The following is a 17,751-nucleotide window of genomic DNA, read 5'->3' on the forward strand; positions in this document are numbered from 1 at the left end:
CAAAGACTAAAAAAGCCATTTCCCTGAAATCTTAGGATAATGGCTTTTTAGCACGAAATGAAATTTGAATTAGATTGATTCATTTAAATCAAAATAGGAAGCAATTTCTTCTGATTCGTCAACAGGAATAGTGTCTAATAATCTGCCTTGAGTTAAAAGTCGTTTATCACCTTCGTAATTACAAGTAATCAAGGTCACTAGAGCATCATCTGTATCTTCGATAACAGATACTTCTGTAGGGTTAATGATTTTATGAGTAGTAATTTCATAAATATAAAAGTTTGAAGCATCTGTTAAATAAACTTTCATTCCGGGTTCTGCTTTATGCAATGGAGCAAACAATAAAGTAGGATCCTTCATGTTGTGACTTGCTAGGGCGTAATTGTCTTGTCCCATTTGTTGGTCTTGTTTCATCGTTCCTGCACCCGTTAAGAGGTTATCATTCGACAGACCTTTTAATATGGAGAGGTGCAGATCAACTTCCGGTATGGCAATGGAACCAATTACTGGTAACTTGGAATCGGATAACTGTGCTCTAAGAACGTCTGCGATAGTAACTTCTTCCACAGATTCAAAGTCAAAGTTCCCATCTGCATAAGAAAGGTTTTGCTCTATATCAGATGTAGTGACTGTTAACGTTTCTGTGCTCCTCCGTTGCACTAAAAGATTTTGCAAAGGTTCTGCAGCTAAGAACATAAGGCCTAGAATAAGTAAAAAAGCAGCAAGAAAAGAAATGATTTTAGATTTTGTTTTATCAGACATGGATCTCACCTTTTGGATTTAGATTATGACGATATACACAGTATACAGTATTTAATGGACATATGTGTTAGAAAAAGTGAACGTGAGAAAGTAAAAAGAATCTTTTAATTATAAATGAAATAACATCAATGACTTTAAGCGTATTAGTTGTATACGGCTACATTTTTTCCTTAAGATAGGTATGAATTAGTTGAACAAATTCATAAGGAGGACTTTATAATGGATCAAAGAACAGTAGATACAGGAATGCCCTTAAATAGTATGAAGTTGAAATTGAAAAAATTAAAAAATCAAGTAATGGTGATTACTGGAGCAACAAGTGGAATTGGGCTTGTCACTGCGAGAATGGCAGCGGAGCAAGGTGTAAAACTAGTACTTGCGGCTCGAAATGAAGATGCGTTGAATATTCTTCAAAAAGAATTGAAAGTAAGGGGAACAGAGTCTGTTTACGTAGTAGCAGATGTATCTAAGGAAGAAGATATCGATAAGATTGCAGATAGAGCTATTGGACATTTTGGTGGATTTGATACTTGGGTCAATAATGCAGGAGTAGCGCTATATGGATATTCTGCAGAGATACCAGTAGAAGATATGCGTCACCTATTTGATATCAATTTCTGGGGTATTGTATACGGAACTAGAAAAGCCGTTGCGCATTACAAAGAAAAAGGAGAACCAGGATCGATTATCAATTTAGGGAGTGTAGTCGGCAATCGTGCTTTCCCAGTACAGTCGATTTATTCTGCCAGTAAACATGCTATCAGAGGATTTACAGATGGAATTCGTATGGAACTTGAAAAAGAGCATGCGCCGGTTGTTATTTCTCAGATACATCCAGCCAGAATAGATACACCATATACAGATCACGCAACCAGCTATATCGATAAAAAACCGACACACAAAGGGATTGTCTACCCACCAGAAAGTGTCGCAGAAGCGATTTTACATGTAGCTGAACATCCTACACGTGATATGTATGTTGGTACACAAGCGAAATTCTTTTCTATCTTCGGGATGGTACATCCAAGAATCACGGATAAAATCATGGAACTAAATACATTCCAAACAAATTACGACGAGAATCAGTCGTCTCCAGCTCCAGAAGCAGGAAATTTATTTGAACCAAAAGAAGATCTTTACGAACGCGGAACGAATTTAGGTTGGCATAGACCGAAAAGCCTTATGGTGAAAGCGAAAAAACACCCCGCACTTTCAACTATTGGACTCATGACGGTTGGAGCTGCATTAGCAGCGTTAAAAGTAATAGAAGTTAAAAAAGCAATGGAAGTCAAAAAAGTAATGGAAATCAAAAAACTCAAAAAAAGCTTATTCTAAAAAAACAAAAGCAGGGTAGCTGAACTTAAGCTACCCTGCTTTTTTGAGTCTAAGAGCTATGCATTTAAAAGTATGACATGTACAATTGGTTGCTGAAGTGATTTTTTTAGCATTAATCGTTAAAGAGGAGTAAAAAAGATGAAGAGTTTAAATTATGCACATAGAGGATTCAGCGGAGAATATCCAGAAAATACCATGATTGCCTTTGAAAAAGCACTTGAAGCAGGAGCTGGCGGCATCGAGTTAGATGTACAGCTAACAAGTGACAAAGAGATCGTGGTTTTCCACGATGATAAACTGGACCGATTAACCAATGGATCCGGATTTGTAAAGGATCATACATTAGAAGAATTGAACCAATTATCCTTTGATTTAGAAGAGCAAGAAGGTGCAGAAAACTGCAAGATTCCAACTTTGAACGAGTATTTAGAGTGGGCAGTAAATACGCCTCTATTAACCAATATAGAGTTAAAAGCATTGTCGGGTGAAGATACTGGGCTAGAACAGAGAGTTGTAACACAATTACGCAAGTATGACTGTATGGATAAAATCCTATTTTCTTCTTTCCACGAAGAAAGTTTGGCTCGCATAAAGCAACTAGAACCAGAGGTCCAAACTGGATTGCTTGTTTTGGATTGTAGAGAGAAAGAAATTCAAAAAGTTTACGAGATGGGTATAGATTGCATTCATCCACTCGGAAGCGCTGTAAATGAAACGGTTGTTAAACATATTCATAAAATGGGATTAAAAATTAATGTGTGGACAATTAACGTAGAAACGAATATAAAAGAAGCGCTGGAAAATGAAGTGGATGGTTTGATTACGGATTATCCTGACAGAGTGAATGAAATACAAAAAATTCGAGCAAACTAATATGTCAGAGAATTTTATGAAAAGAGGAAACGCGGAATCCCGTGCTTCCTCTTTTTTAGTACAAAATTTTATATTTTGATGGTGTAGAGGCACGGTATTCAAAATTTCCACAAAAAAACAAAAAAATGTGGAATATTTACACAATCTACAAAGTGCAAAGGTCTGAATTAACAAAAGATAGAGGAAGAACTTTACAGAGGATTTTTATACTTAATGTGTAGTTAAAGAAAGGGAGGAAACATACATGTTACTTACCGCTCATTCTGGAAGTGATGCTACACCAAATAACAGTCTAGAGTATATCGATAAGATGATTGACTATAACGTGGATTGTCTGGAAATAGATGTGAGACGTGCACAAAACGGACAGCTTTACTTAAGCCATGATACGATTTATTCGCCTGAGTCAATAGGATGCTTGCTAGATTTGGATACTGCCTTTAAGTACATCGCTAAAAGATCTTCAAAAATCAAAATTAATTGCGATTTAAAAGAAAAAGGATTGGAAGCAGAAGTGCAGTGGACCGCAGAAAAACGAGAAGTATTTGATCAAGTCATCTTTTCGGGAACCGTTGAACCATCGCATCTTTCTATGTGGGATAGAGATAAGATTTTTTACAATATCGAAAACTGTCTACCCAATATTTACACCGTTAAAGAATTGAAGAAAGCCCACTTTGATGTCCTACATTACTTCTGTAGGAAGTATAAATTACATACCTTGAATCTTTATTATGGGTATTGTTCAAAAGAGTGGATTGAACTTTGCCATCAGAATGATCTGCAGCTATCTGTCTGGACGGTAGATAACCTTGAAATGATTCAAGCCTTTGCACAGCAAGACTTGTATAACGTTACGACCAAACGAGCAATCGAATATATTGAGAAAAAAGGAGTTGGACAACAGATTGGCCAATCTACCAAAAGAACGCAATAAATATATTGTTTCAGGAATCCTGACAAGTATTGCCGATATGATCAAGATGTTAAACCCTAGACGGTTTTACTTTGCAGTTGGGAAAAAAAGGTTTATTGAATTTATCATTTTTTCTATATTCTTACTGATTTTTTACGGACCATTAATGAATACGTTTATGCTGGCATTCGCAAATGTCTACCAGTTTCCAGATGTAATTCCAAGAGAATTTGGACTTCAATGGTGGGACTTTATTTTATCCCAACAGAATTTGATTGATTCCATCTTTAATTCGTTTTTAATTGCATTTTTAAGTACCTCTTTGTCATTGATTATTTGCTTGCCAGCAGCATATGCCCTAGCAAGATTTGATTTTAAAGGCAAAAAGATTATTATGTTTTCCTTTTTATTCTCAAATGCTTTTCCAAAGATTGGACTATATACATCCATAGGGATTCTGTTTTACCGCTTGAATTTAATGGGTACATTCCAAGGGGTGCTGATTATTCATTTAATTAATACATTGATGTTTATGGTTTGGTTGCCAGCAGGAGCTTTTAGAAGCGTTCATAGACAGCAAGAAGAAGCAGCTCGGGATGTAGGAGCCGGACCTTTTAGAACTTTTACGAAAGTAACGCTACCCTTAGCCGCTCCTGGCATTGCCATTGCTTCTATTTATACATTTTTAGGTTCACTAGATGAAGCTCAAGGAACACTTTTAGTAGGATTCCCGAAAATACAAACTATGGCTACCTCTATGTATGGCATCATTTTCTCTTATCCACCAGCAGCAGGAGCCGTTTTTGCCTTAATCTTAATGATTCCGTCAGCTGTTGTTCTGTTCCTATTCAGGAAATATATAGGACCAAAAGCACTCTCAAAAGGCATCAAGATCAATTAATCATTTAAGTAAACTATTCAGAAAGAACAGGAGTAACGATATTGTCTCAAAAACCAGTCAAAGTACAAATCGAACAAGTTACCAAAACTTATACTAATGGAGATGGTGTTAGAGACGTAAATTTAGAGATTTACGAAGGAGAAATTCTAACATTGCTAGGACCTTCAGGATGTGGAAAGACAACGATTCTGAGAGTGTTAGGTGGGTTCAATGAAGTAACATCAGGTAAAGTGAAAATTGATGGAGAAGACGTTACAAACCTTTCTCCAGAAAAACGTCCGACAGGAATGGTTTTTCAGAGTTACAATCTTTGGCCACACATGACAGTGTACGAAAACCTAGCATTTGGAATGAAACTACGAAAGATAGCAACAAATGAAATCAAAAGAGATATAACAGAAATGCTGGCTTTATTGAAAATGGATGGAACAGAGAAAAAATATCCGACGCAGTTGTCAGGTGGACAGCAACAAAGAATTGCGATTGCAAGATCTTTATTACTTAAACCAGCCGTGCTTTTACTAGATGAACCTTTCTCTGCTTTAGATGCAAAAATTCGGATGCAGATGCGAGAAGAATTAAAAAGAATTCAGTCAGAATTAAACATTACGGTCGTGTTTGTAACGCATGATCAAGAAGAAGCGATGGCACTTTCTCATCGTATTGTGGTGATGAATAAAGGAGAAATGGCACAGATAGGGACGCCTTCTGAAATCTATGATGCACCAAAAGACGCCTATGTTGCTTCTTTTATTGGACAGATGAACTTTCTAGAAGAAGACAATAATAGCAAAGCGTTTCGACCGGAAGATATCAAAATCACAAAAACCGAAGATGCTGAGTTTTCGGGAATCGTTCAGTCTATCATGATGTTAGGCCATTACGCATCTGTATTAATTGAATACAAAAGTATGGTCATTAAAGCTTTCGTACCAAGAGAACAAGCAACGCAATTAAGTGAAAGACAAGTTATTTTCTTTGATATCTCAAAATTTCAATTATATAAAAAAGGAGCATAAATAGAATGAATAAAAAATGGGGATTATCGGTATTTGCGTGTGCAGCATTATTAGCCGGATGTAATATGACTGGAGGAGCTAGTGAAGGATCACCTAACGAGGTAACACTTTGGGCTGGAGGATCAGATAATGTACGTCAAGCAATGAGTGAAATTCAGACAGCTTTCAATAACAGTGAATATGGAGAAGACTATGAATTGAACGTGGAATTTGTCCTGTCAGGTGCTGGAGCTCAAAGTGTTCAGGATAGATTGTTAGCTGCTTATGAAGCCGGGGAAGAGAACACTGATTTCGACATGGTGTTATTGTCTGATGCTGAATATGCTTCTTACATATCAGAGTCTGATGAAGATTTATTTAATCCAATTGATTTTAGTAAAGTTCCAAATGCAGAAAACTTATTGTCTTCTGTAGCTGTGGGAGAAGATTATCTACTACCTTACCGAGGAACAACGGTTGTTTTAGCTTACAACTCTGATGTTGTTCAGACACCACCTCAAACATCTGAAGAATTGTATCAATGGATCAAAGATAATCCTGGACGCTTTTCTTATAACAGTCCAGGTTCTGGTGGCGCGGGTTCTTCGTTTGTAGCAACGTCTGTTTACAACTTCTTACCTGAAGAAGCGTTAACGTCTGACGATCCTGATTGGAAAACGGAGTGGGATCAAGGATTTGATTTATTAGAAGAGTTACATCCTTACTTGTATCAAACAGGTGGACAAACGATTTATCCGAATACAAACCAAGGAACACTTGATTTATTGGCTGCTCAAGAAGTCGATATGATCCCTGCTTGGGCAGATATGTCTATTCAACAACTAAGTGAAGGTACATTGCCAGAATCTATTAAGATCACTCAAATAGATCCTGCATTTACGGGAAATGTTGATGCACTTTCAATGCCATCTATTGGTCAAGCTAGTGATGAAGCTCGCCACGCTGTAATGGACTTTATGGTATCAAAAGAAGTGCAAGAGATTTTATTGGACCAGATGGCAGCTATTCCATTAATTGACAGTAGTGACTTTGAGTCAAATAATACAACTTTGTTAGAAGGATTAGATATTTCGAAATTCCGTGTGACAAGTACAGGGACTCTGGGCACAGAATTAACCGAAAGATGGGACGAGGAAATCGCACCATTGGATTAACCTCAGCACAGAGAATAGTATAAATTATATTCATACACCTTCCGTTCGATCCAAACCCTCGAGGGAGGGTTTATCCGGAAGGTGTATGCTTTTAGAAAGAGGGAAAAACATTGGTCGAATCAAGCGAAAAGAATCATCAAAAGCATAAATGGATGATACCGTATATTATGGTTGCACCGGCGATGCTCGTTGTATCAGTATTCGTAATATACCCTATCATAAATTCTATAATACGTAGTTTCCAGGTTAAAGAAACCGGAGCATTTACATTTGAACACTATCTCTACTTTCTAACGAACCCCTTACAGCAGAGTAATTTGATTTATACCCTAGGGATAGTATTAGCAACGGTCGTTCTTACCATCCTGTTTAGTTACATCATGGCTCTGTATATTAGGTTCAGCGATTCAAAGTTAAGTGAATGGATGGCAGCAATGAATTTATTACCGAGGTTTATACCTGGAATGGTAGCTGTTTACTCAGTCATCATGGTTATTCGCGACTCGGGCGTCATTAGTCGTGTAGGTCAAGTTATTGGAATCGAAATTCAACTTGGATGGATGTACAATTTCAGAGGTATTATTTTGATGAATTTATGGTTTAATATTCCGTTTGCTACTCTAATTATTTTAGCAGCACTTTCAAGTGTTCAGGATTCTATTATCGATAGTGCTAAAGACGTGGGTGCAACTAAATGGATGATATTCTGGAAAATGATTTTCCCTTTATCGTATAAAGACGCTCTTATCGCGGTTACTTTTGTGTTTATGAGTAATGTGGGATCCTTTACTACACCTTACCTTATGGGCGGGAATGCACCTAAAATGCTAGGTATTGCGCTATATGATCAGTTTAATAGCTATATGGACTATGAAAAAGCAGCAGCACTCTCTGTTATTATGTTTCTGATTTGTTCCGTTTCTGCCGGCATATATATTTACAACAATATGAAAGAACAGGAATGGGAAAAATCATGAAAGAAACGATTCTAAAACGAGAACTTCAGTTAACAGAAGATCACCACCAGACCAATATTAACCTACCATTTGATGTGATTGAACCAGCTAGTAAGCTCACCATTCACTTTGCTTACAACCCTGATGAAGCAGAAGAGGAAGTAGCGAAAGAAAAAATTCTAGCTGCTTTACAACGCTTTGTACCAGAAAGCGAACAGAAAAAATGGGGAAATATAGAACGATATCTTCCACTCAAAAATTTAATTACACTTTCGTTGAACTATGAAAAGACTTATGTAGGCGCACATCACAGGAAAGATAACCACCAAACAATCGTGATATCTGAACACGGATCAGACAAAGGATTTGTCAAACAAGCTATAAACGCAGGCGGTTGGGAAATTCAGTTGAACGCGCATTGTATCGCCACTAAAGAGGTTAATGTGTCCATACAAGTGGAGGTGGAAAGGTAAACAGATGAATCAGTATCCAGTAGAATTACATGCACATACCCACCATAGTGATGGGGATTTCTCAGTAACGGAATTAGTTGAATCGGCTTTGGACTTTGGATATAAAGGATTGATTTTAACGGATCATAATACGTATTCAGGTTATGAAGAAATAGTAGATAAATTGTTAGATCAAAAATTGGTTATCCTTAGGGGAATTGAATGGACAACCTACTTTGGACATATGCTAGTCCATGATTCGAAAGACTTTGTTGACTGGAGAACAGCGACGATAGAGTCTATTGGTCATCATATCGATCAAGTAAAAGAGGCAGAAGGATTAGTAGGTATTGCGCATCCATTCGCTATTGGGAACCCAATTTGTACCGGTTGTCATTGGGAGTTTCAAGTACAAGATTGGTCGAAAGTAGATTATATTGAGGTATGGAATCGAACAGCTCCGCACAAACAGTTCTGGAGCGAAAAAGCGTATGATTTGTGGACGAGCAAATTGAAGTCAGGTATAGAAATTTCTTGTTCTGCTGGAAGGGATTGGCACCGTCCAGATGCAAAAGGCTTACTCCCAGGGATTACTTATGTTCAAGTGCCGGATAAATTAGAACAGAGCACAATGAAAGCAGCACTTAAAAAAGGATCCATGTATATTACTCTAGCTCCTCGACTAGAATGGACATTAACTAGTCAAAATATAGACTATTCATTTGGTGATAGGGTACCAGAAGGAACTTATACTATATCAGTATCTTGTCTTGAACCAAGTTTGCCGCTTTTAAAAGAGTTAGATATCGAACCGAAGCGTATACTTGTCATCCAAAACGAAATGATTATAGAAGAAATAGAACTTTCGAAAACAAGTGCATCGTTTCGTTTTGATAAAACATTAGCTAGCGGCTATGTTAGAGTTGAGATTATCGGAAGGTATCAAAACGAGGAAGATATTCGACTAACGATTGGCAACCCAGTGTACCTAAAATAATTTAATAAAAGCACTCTTGAAAAATCTATCGTTACTATAAGATAGATTTTTTATTTAAAGTTAGTATGTTCAAGATTTAAATATACGTAAAAGTGTATATTTATTCTATTTAACTTATAGAAATCGAAAAATAACTTAAATTATATTCAGTTGAAAGTATTCATTATTATCTAATTAATAGTATCGAACTTTACAAGAAGACTGGCATGTAAAGTGTATTAACTAATAATCTAAAGTTTTTCTCATATTTATTTAATAATTGTAGTGTTCTAAGAGGGGCTCTCGATTGTTTCAGGTGGATGCATGCTGTATAATTAAATAATTGTCGTATGGAAAATTGAAAGGGGTACTATGAATATTATGGAAATTAAAAGGAAAAATAAAGTTTCATTAGGAATGCTATTTTTATTTACATTGTTACTAAATCTAGTTTTATCTCCTGTAAAAGTGGATGCAGCTGAAACAGGACAGAATTATACGATTGCTACAGATGTTACGTTCGCACCATTTGAGTTTCAAGATGAAGATGGGAATTATATCGGAATAGACGTTGATATCTTGACAGCAATTGCAGAAGATCAGGGTTTTGAATTTGAACTAAGACCGATGAACTTCAGTGCAGGACTTCAAGCTCTTGAGTCAAATCAAGTTGACGGTATGATTGCGGCAATGAGTATCACACCGGAACGTGAAGAAGCATTCGACTTCTCCGATCCGTATTTCGATGCCGGTCCCGTAATGGCTATTCGTGAGGATAACGACGAAATTAATGGCTATGAAGATTTAGATGGTAAAACAGTAGCCGTAAAAGTTGGAACAACTGGAGCGGAACTTGCAGCAGAACTTCAAGAAGACTATGATTTTGAAATCAACCAGTTTGAAGATTCAGCGGGTATGTATGAAGATGTTGTAGCTAGACACTCTGACGCGGTTATCGAAGATTACCCCGTAATGGCTTATGCCATTCAACAAGGTTTAGAGTTAAGCTTTCCTACTAACCCAGAAGAGGGAGATTCTTATGGATTTGCTGTTAATAAAGGCGCAAATCCTGAACTGATCGAAATGTTCAATGCCGGTCTAGTGAATATCCGAGAAAATGGAACTTATGAAGAAATTGTGCAAACGTATCTAGGTGATAGTGTTCAACCTGGTCAGAGTCTTGGATTCTTCGGTTTGCTCCAAAATAATTTCGGAAACTTAATGTCTGGGCTAGGTCGTACATTAGTGCTGACATTGATTTCGTTTGCGATTGCCTTGGTGGCCGGAACAATCATTGGATTATTTAGTGCAACACCAAGTAAAGTTTTAAATGTTATTGCGGATCTTTACGTAACTGTTTTACGTGGAATCCCGTTGATTGTACTGGCTTTCTTTATGTACTTCACAGTTCCACAATTACTTGGAATACAAATTACGGCCTTTATGGCTGGTGTGGTAACACTTAGTCTTAACACAACAGCTTATATCGCAGAGCAAGTACGAGGCGGTATTGCAGCTGTTGAAAAAGGTCAACTTGAAGCTGCACGCAGTTTAGGACTCCCTTATGGCGTTTCTATGCGTAAAGTTGTATTACCTCAAGCGATCAAAATAATGATTCCATCTTTGATTAATCAATTAGTGATTACGTTAAAAGATACTTCGATTTTATCGGTGATCGGAATCGTAGAACTGACTCAAACGGGACGCATTATTATTGCCCGTTCATATCAGTCAGGACCAATGTGGATTATTGTCGCATTGATTTACTTGATTATCATTACCCTATTAACGAAACTATCTAATCTGATTGAAAGGAGATTAGTAGCAAATGATTAAGCTTAAAACAGAGCAGTTAAGAAAAAGTTTTGGAGATCTTGAAGTCCTAAAAGGACTTGATATAGAAGTAAAAGAAGGGGAAGTCGTTGTCATTATCGGGCCATCTGGTTCTGGTAAGAGTACGTTCCTACGTTGTATGAACTTATTAGAAAAAGTTAGCGGAGGCAAAGTGATTGTAGACGATCACGACTTAACAGATCCTTCTCAAGATATCAATAAAGTTCGTGAAAATATTGGGATGGTTTTCCAGCAATTCAACTTATTCCCGCATTTATCCGTTACAGATAACATTACGTTAGCACCAAAACAATTATTGGATCTGTCGAATGAAGACAGTAAAAAGCTAGCTATGAAGTTACTTGAGAGCGTTGGTATGGAAGATAAAGCTGATGCCTATCCAAGTTCATTATCAGGTGGACAAAAGCAACGTGTGGCAATTGCCAGAGCGTTAGCCATGGATCCTGATATTATGTTGTTCGATGAGCCGACAAGTGCTTTAGACCCTGAGATGGTTGGAGAAGTGTTGGGCGCGATGAAGAAATTAGCGCAAGAAGGAATGACGATGATTGTCGTTACACACGAAATGGGATTTGCTAGAGAAATGGCAGACCGCATCGTCTTTATGGATGAAGGACATATTGTTGAAGTCGGTACGCCGGAACAAATTTTCAATAATCCACAAAGTGAAAGAACACGCGACTTTTTAGATAAAGTACTATAAGTTGTTCAACAAACTTAAGTAGTAGAGATGTCTACAAGAAAACCTGTAAAAGAAATCACTTTTGATTTCTTTTACAGGTTTCTTTTTTATGAACATAAGTAGAACTTTATAACTGAATAGCTGGCATATTTAAAATGACCGTTCCTCTTTTGCGACCTGATTCTACATATTGATAAGCTTTAATAGCTATTGATTAGAAGCGGACGGGGGAATTGGGATGAAAAGGGCTAAAATAACGAGTAAGGAGAACAAAATAAAACTAAAAGGATAAGAAAAGTGTTCTATAGAAATCCCAGCTACAGAAGAGCCGATAGTTTGGCCTATACCCAATGAAAGAAAGGAAATACTGACGCCAAGATCTGGGGAATTCGGAAAGCTCTTCGTTCCCCAGATCAACAAGATACCCGTTATAGCGATATAAGCTACACCGAACAGGATAGCTGATAAGTAAATCGTTAGCATTGGTGGAAAAACAAGTAAACTGATAGATAAAGAAAGTATTATAAGAACACTTTTAAAAGAAAAATCCAGTCCTTTTAATTGAACCAGTTTTCCAGCAGTACTACCGCCGATACCGGCTGCGCCCATGACAATCCAGAATAATATACTACTGGAATGATTCCATTGGTAGATGATCGTTAAATAGCTTCTGGAAAATGTCCAATAGATGGATGTTGAAAAGCCGATTACTAAAGCTGCGCAAATCAGGAATCGTGCCTTTCTTACATCTGAAATAAAATTGAATGACGTTTTAGAGCGTTTGACGGTCTTTAGTTTGGGTTTTGGAAGAACCAGTGCATTCCAAATCAATGTCAGTAAGGAGAGGAAGGCAAAGAAAAGAAAGGATATCCGCCAAAAACCAGTAAATAGAAGTGCTATTGGACCGGAAACAATCACTCCGAAGCTTGTACCAGTATTGATCCAAGAATTGGCAGGGTCTTGTTCATCAACAGGTAAGTTTGACTGAACGATTTTGCTGTAGACTGTAGAACTCCAGCCACTTCCTAAGCCAGCTATCAATGTGCTCAAACCTAAAACGATTATGTTAGTCGCTAAGCTCATTCCAGTTAATCCGATGACTGCACTTAATCCTGCAGTTAGAGCGACGATACAAGTGGTTGCCTTTTGAATGAAAAAGCTAGAGGAAAATAAAGCTACAACATAAGAGAGATAGCCGAGTGTGCCTATAAATCCAGACTGACTTTCCGATAGATTCAAAGAAGCTGCTATTTCTGGTAAAAATAAGCCGAAACTCAGTCGAGCAAGTGCATAAGTCACAGCCACCATAGCGATTCCAGGTAACGTAATGTTTTTCATTAGATTAATCAACCTCCCCGTTTTTATAGATAGAACGTTCATTATACTTTTACGTAAAATTTAAAGCCAACTTTTCAGCTAGCTTTAAATAGTGTATTTACGGATGATAGAAAAACTGCTCTGACGGTTTGGATGTCTGTTGTTTCAGCTAAAGCAGTTGCACCTTCAAGTTGCAGTGACAACCTTAGACTTTCCTCAGTGGATAGACCGTAAGACTCGAGCATGTCTATAACAAACTTTTTATGCTGGTGTACTCGATCAACGATCGGTTCGCATTCGTTTTGATATTCTTCTTTAGCTCTCAGGAACATACATCCATTGAAACTGTTGGCCTCCAGCCAGTTCATATGTGCAGTAGCGATTTTTAATGCTAGATTATCGGTTATTTTGTTTTGAGAGACATGATTTTTTAAAAAGGAAACATAAGCTTGTTCGCGGTGATCCAAAAGCTCTAAAATCAAAATTTCTTTTGATTCAAAATGATTGTATAAAGTCATAAGAGAAACATTGGATTTCGAAACAATTCGTTTAATCCCGACAGCATGAAACCCTTCCTCGTAAAATAAACATTCAGCTGCTTCTAAAACATCTTGGCGCTTTTTACTCATCAAACGACTCCTTTTATAGATAGAACGATCACTCTATTTCATCTATTATGACATGTATAAGGTTACATGTCAAGAATCCTCCTCTAAAGTACTGAAAGCTAAATACGCTCTAAAAAATATTCACGCCACATGCCTCAAATTCATGACGTGTACTTTCGTCAAGAGAGTCATCTGTGATAATTCCTTCTACCCCCAATAAAGGTGCAACATTCAGTAAGGAATGGATACTAAATTTACTTGAGTCACCGACTCCGTAGATACGGTTCGCTTGCTTGAACATTGCTTTCTTTAGTTGTGATTCCCCAAAGCCGTAATCTGTAAATCCTGATTCCAAGGATACACCACTGAAACTCATAAAAAACACATCCATGTGGAATTGCTTGAAAAACTCCGCACTAGATTCTCCTACAAAACAGAGCTCTTCATTTCTAACGGAACCTCCCGGCAAAATCAGTTGAAAAGAACTTCTTTTCGCTAGTTCAATGGCGATTACAATCGAATTTGTCAGAATCGTCAGATTTTTAAAATGCTGAGTCAGTTCAATAGCGATTTGAGTATTTGTCGTACTAACATCTAGACCAATAACCTCATTCTCTTTCACAAAATGAATGGCTTTTTCAGCGATGACTTTCTTTTTAACAGAATTCAAGTTGGCACGATATAAATAGTCTGTTTCATGAACAAATTCTCTATTCAAATAAGCGCCACCATGCATACGGATGATGATATTTTGTTTCTCAAGGTACATGAGATCTCTACGGATCGTTTCCAGTGAAACCTTGAACTCTTCTGCAAGTGTGTTGTTTTTGACCGTTCTGTGAGTGTGAAAGTATTTAACGATATTTTCTTGTCTTGCGTTCATACTGTCCCTCTTTCTATCGTTTCTTATGTGTATAGCTTACTAAATTTTGTGGGGTTATTTGGTTTTTACATATAAATCACACACAAAAACCACTTAATTTACCTCTAATTTACTTAAAATACACACTGGTTTTCTAAACTGGAACTTGGAAGGAGAGCGAATAGATAAATGGCAACCATTGAACTTAAAAAATTATCCAAAACATATGCTGATTCAAAGGAATTAGCCGTTAACCAAATTGATTTGACTGTAAATGACAAGGAGTTTGTTGTATTAGTAGGGCCTTCAGGTTGTGGGAAATCCACAACACTTAGAATGATTGCTGGACTAGAAAAGATTACTGCAGGAGAACTGTATATTGATCATCAATTGATGAATTACGTGAAACCGGAAAACAGAAACTTAGCGATGGTGTTTCAAAGTTATGCGTTGTTTCCACATATGACTGTGGCAGATAACATCGCTTTTGGACTAAACGTGAGAAAAACAAAAAAGACTATCGTAAAAGAAAAAGTGGCTGAGGTTAGTAAAATCGTAGGTCTGGAAGATTACTTACAGCGAAAACCCAAAGAGCTTTCAGGTGGTCAGAAACAAAGAGTAGCACTAGGTAGAGCAATCATCAAAGATATGAACTTGATATTAATGGATGAACCTTTATCCAATTTAGACGCTAAATTGAGAACAAAGATGAGAGAAGAAATTACGAGTTTACATCGAAAATTAGGCGCAACCACGGTCTATGTCACACATGACCAAGTGGAAGCGATGACGATGGCAACGAAGATCGTTGTACTCAATAAAGGAATAATCCAGCAAGTAGGTACACCATTAGAGATTTACGAAGAACCAAAAAATCAGTTTGTAGCCGGATTTATGGGTACACCTTCCATGAACTTACTAGATATGACTGTTGTAGACGGACAGATCTGTCTTGGTTCGCACTTAATGGGAACAGTCAGCGAGAATTTAAAGGAAAATAAGTACACATTTGGTATTCGTCCTGAAAAAGTTCAGATTTCAAAAGAAGGAAGAGGGACACCGGCAAAGATTGAATATGTAGAACGACTTGGAGCAGAGCTATTGGTTCATTTTTCTTTGGAAGGGATTGGACAAACAGTGGTTGGTAAAGTCCCGGCAATAGAAGAAGTTGAACAAGGTGACTCCGTAACAGTCGATTTGAAACTAGATCAAGGGTACTTGTTTGATACGCAGACGGAACAAACCGTATTTTCAAGAGGGAAGATAGGAGGATAAATCAGTGATGAAACATAAATCTTTACAGTTCTTTGGAAATCTAAGTATTTTTATTGTTCTACCTCTTGTCCCATTATTGATATTCTGGTTTATTCCTTTAGCGGTCTCGTTTTGGTTAAGTACAACCGACTGGGACTATATTAGTCCAGTAATAGAGTCGGTCGGAATCGGTAATTATCAAACGATTATGAATTCATCTGTATTTCATGAGGTACTTAAAAATACCGCTGTATTTACATTATGGACGGTTATTCCTACAATCATCCTCGGCTTTTTGGCTGCGATACTGATTCAACAAATCGAAAAGGGTCGTAGCCTTTTAAAAACATTGATTTTCAGTCCTTGGTTTACGCCAACGGTAGCCATCTCTATCGTCTGGTCATGGATTTTCCAACCAGATATCGGGGTATTAAACCAAGTTCTTGGTTGGTTCAATCTTCCGCAACCGACCTGGCTGCAAAGCTCTGATTATGCAATGTGGGCAATTATTATCGTAACCGTCTGGAAAGGGATCGGTTGGTGTATGCTATTTTACTGTGACGCAATCGAAAGAATTCCAAAAGATATTATCGAAGTTTGTCAGCTAGAAGGTACTGGCCCATGGCAGATGATTAAAACCGTTTACTTACCATACACATCACCAACAAGTCTGTTCCTGATCGTAACAACGATCATCTCTTCTTTACAGGCATATGATCAGATTCAAGTTATGACTCAGGGTGGCCCGTCTGGGAGTACGCGAACCTTATTGTATTATTATTACCAGTTAGCGTTTGAACAGTTTGATATGGGCATGGCAACAGCATTGGCAACAATCATCTTAGTGATTACAGGTCTGATTTCCTTATTACAATTTGGATTGTCCAAGTACTGGGTCCATTACCAATAAACAGGAGGTGAAAAGATGAAAATAGACCATTTATCGCAACCAGTCACAATGACGAATGCGCAAGAAAAAGAAATGAAAAAAGATAGAACCATCGATTTAACCAAAAAATCAGTCATTTATCTCGTTTTAATCGGATTTGCTTTTATGACCGTTTTCCCATTGGTCTGGATGTTACTGAGTTCTTTGAAATCGCCAAGTGAGATGCTTGCAGTACCGTTCACCTTGTTTCCTGAAAAGTTACAGTGGGGCAACTTTTCAAGAGCTTTTGAACTAGCACCGTTTGGGCTTTACATGATGAACAGTTTTTTAACCTCTATTGCTATTGTTTTATTGCAAGCAGGATTTTCTTGTATGTTGGCGTACGGATTGACGCATATAAAATTCAAAGGACGCTCCTTTATTTTCAATAGTTTATTGATTTCTTATATGTTACCTACCGCCGTGACGTATGTGCCTAGTTATATTATTCTAGCACGCTTGAATTTGTTAGATACTTTAACAGGAATCGTAATATCTAATGCAGCCAGTGTCTTCAGTGTGTTCTTGCTATGGCAAGCGTTTAGAACCGTTCCGGGTGAACTGATCGAAGCAGCGCGAATGGAAGGGGCAAGTGATTGGAGTATTTTGTGGAAAATCGTGGCACCCCTTAGAAAATCTACCATTTTCATTATGTCTTTGATTTCATTTATTCAAATGTATAACAACTACTTGTGGCCTTCACTGGTTGCAAGAAGTCAGGAAAATTATCTGGTGACCGTTGGATTGAGACAGTTTTATACTTCGCAAGGCTCTTTTTCAAATAATCTTCCGGCCATTATGGCAGCGAACGTCATCACGATTCTACCGTTGTTTATTATCTTTTTGATCTTTCAGAAATGGCTGATTAGAGGGATTGGAGATACAGGCATCAAAGGGTAACA

Annotated in this window: 18 protein-coding genes; 14 read left to right on the forward strand and 4 right to left on the reverse strand. The window is 37.5% G+C overall.

Annotated elements, in window-relative coordinates:
- Nucleotides 1–69 precede the first annotated feature (69 nt).
- A complete protein-coding gene (locus tag VXN63_RS06810; RefSeq protein WP_327757268.1) occupies nt 70–762 on the reverse strand; it encodes a class A sortase in 693 nt (230 codons plus the stop codon).
- A 219-nt stretch (nt 763–981) separates the two neighbouring features.
- On the opposite strand from VXN63_RS06810, the gene VXN63_RS06815 reads away from it, so the two are divergent.
- The 11 genes from VXN63_RS06815 to VXN63_RS06865 all read left to right on the forward strand — a co-directional run bounded on the left by VXN63_RS06815 (nt 982) and on the right by VXN63_RS06865 (nt 11,901).
- The gene (locus VXN63_RS06815; RefSeq protein WP_327757269.1) at nt 982–2,097 is read left to right on the forward strand and encodes an SDR family oxidoreductase; all 1,116 of its coding nucleotides are present in this window, start codon (nt 982–984) and stop codon (nt 2,095–2,097) included.
- 138 nt (nt 2,098–2,235) lie between these two features.
- Nucleotides 2,236–2,970, forward strand: a complete 735-nt coding sequence (locus VXN63_RS06820; protein ID WP_327757270.1) for a glycerophosphodiester phosphodiesterase — start codon at nt 2,236–2,238, stop codon at nt 2,968–2,970.
- A 244-nt stretch (nt 2,971–3,214) separates the two neighbouring features.
- Nucleotides 3,215–3,907: a glycerophosphodiester phosphodiesterase gene (locus VXN63_RS06825; protein ID WP_327757271.1), complete on the forward strand. Its 693-nt coding sequence runs from the start codon at nt 3,215–3,217 to the stop codon at nt 3,905–3,907.
- On the forward strand, nt 3,879–4,787 hold the full coding sequence (locus VXN63_RS06830) for an ABC transporter permease (protein WP_327757272.1): 909 nt from the start codon (nt 3,879–3,881) through the stop codon (nt 4,785–4,787). The genes VXN63_RS06825 and VXN63_RS06830 overlap by 29 nt, the downstream gene beginning before the upstream one ends.
- Nucleotides 4,788–4,828: 41 nt before the next feature.
- Nucleotides 4,829–5,806: an ABC transporter ATP-binding protein gene (locus VXN63_RS06835; RefSeq protein WP_327757273.1), complete on the forward strand. Its 978-nt coding sequence runs from the start codon at nt 4,829–4,831 to the stop codon at nt 5,804–5,806.
- A 5-nt stretch (nt 5,807–5,811) separates the two neighbouring features.
- Nucleotides 5,812–6,960, forward strand: a complete 1,149-nt coding sequence (locus VXN63_RS06840) for an extracellular solute-binding protein (RefSeq protein WP_327757274.1) — start codon at nt 5,812–5,814, stop codon at nt 6,958–6,960.
- Nucleotides 6,961–7,070: 110 nt separating this feature from the next.
- Nucleotides 7,071–7,937, forward strand: a complete 867-nt coding sequence (locus tag VXN63_RS06845; RefSeq protein WP_327757276.1) for an ABC transporter permease — start codon at nt 7,071–7,073, stop codon at nt 7,935–7,937.
- Nucleotides 7,934–8,389, forward strand: coding sequence for a hypothetical protein (locus VXN63_RS06850; protein ID WP_327757277.1), 456 nt, complete (start codon nt 7,934–7,936; stop codon nt 8,387–8,389). The genes VXN63_RS06845 and VXN63_RS06850 overlap by 4 nt, the downstream gene beginning before the upstream one ends.
- 4 nt (nt 8,390–8,393) lie before the next feature.
- The gene (locus VXN63_RS06855; RefSeq protein WP_327757278.1) at nt 8,394–9,365 is read left to right on the forward strand and encodes a CehA/McbA family metallohydrolase; all 972 of its coding nucleotides are present in this window, start codon (nt 8,394–8,396) and stop codon (nt 9,363–9,365) included.
- A gap of 360 nt (nt 9,366–9,725) precedes the next feature.
- Complete coding sequence (locus tag VXN63_RS06860) at nt 9,726–11,180, forward strand: amino acid ABC transporter substrate-binding protein/permease (RefSeq protein WP_327757280.1); 1,455 nt, start codon at nt 9,726–9,728, stop codon at nt 11,178–11,180.
- Nucleotides 11,173–11,901: an amino acid ABC transporter ATP-binding protein gene (locus VXN63_RS06865; protein ID WP_327757282.1), complete on the forward strand. Its 729-nt coding sequence runs from the start codon at nt 11,173–11,175 to the stop codon at nt 11,899–11,901. The genes VXN63_RS06860 and VXN63_RS06865 overlap by 8 nt, the downstream gene beginning before the upstream one ends.
- A gap of 186 nt (nt 11,902–12,087) precedes the next feature.
- Here VXN63_RS06865 and VXN63_RS06870 read toward each other — a convergent pair whose 3' ends face one another.
- The 3 genes from VXN63_RS06870 to VXN63_RS06880 all read right to left on the reverse strand — a co-directional run bounded on the left by VXN63_RS06870 (nt 12,088) and on the right by VXN63_RS06880 (nt 14,688).
- The gene (locus tag VXN63_RS06870) at nt 12,088–13,218 is read right to left on the reverse strand and encodes an MFS transporter (protein ID WP_327757283.1); all 1,131 of its coding nucleotides are present in this window, start codon (nt 13,216–13,218) and stop codon (nt 12,088–12,090) included.
- 74 nt (nt 13,219–13,292) lie between these two features.
- On the reverse strand, nt 13,293–13,826 hold the full coding sequence (locus VXN63_RS06875; protein WP_327757284.1) for a TetR/AcrR family transcriptional regulator: 534 nt from the start codon (nt 13,824–13,826) through the stop codon (nt 13,293–13,295).
- Between the two features lie 109 nt (nt 13,827–13,935).
- Nucleotides 13,936–14,688: a DeoR/GlpR family DNA-binding transcription regulator gene (locus VXN63_RS06880; protein WP_327757286.1), complete on the reverse strand. Its 753-nt coding sequence runs from the start codon at nt 14,686–14,688 to the stop codon at nt 13,936–13,938.
- A 168-nt stretch (nt 14,689–14,856) separates the two neighbouring features.
- Between VXN63_RS06880 and VXN63_RS06885 the strand changes: the two genes are divergently transcribed.
- From VXN63_RS06885 to VXN63_RS06895, 3 genes are read left to right on the forward strand one after another with little or no spacing between them, the layout of a single operon-like run.
- Nucleotides 14,857–15,942, forward strand: a complete 1,086-nt coding sequence (locus tag VXN63_RS06885; RefSeq protein WP_327757287.1) for an ABC transporter ATP-binding protein — start codon at nt 14,857–14,859, stop codon at nt 15,940–15,942.
- Between the two features lie 7 nt (nt 15,943–15,949).
- Complete coding sequence (locus VXN63_RS06890) at nt 15,950–16,831, forward strand: carbohydrate ABC transporter permease (protein WP_327757388.1); 882 nt, start codon at nt 15,950–15,952, stop codon at nt 16,829–16,831.
- Between the two features lie 15 nt (nt 16,832–16,846).
- A complete protein-coding gene (locus VXN63_RS06895; protein WP_327757288.1) occupies nt 16,847–17,749 on the forward strand; it encodes a carbohydrate ABC transporter permease in 903 nt (300 codons plus the stop codon).
- Nucleotides 17,750–17,751: the final 2 nt, after the last annotated feature.

Source organism: Marinilactibacillus sp. XAAS-LB27, from assembly GCF_036039175.1.
Taxonomy (GTDB): domain Bacteria; phylum Bacillota; class Bacilli; order Lactobacillales; family Carnobacteriaceae_A; genus Marinilactibacillus.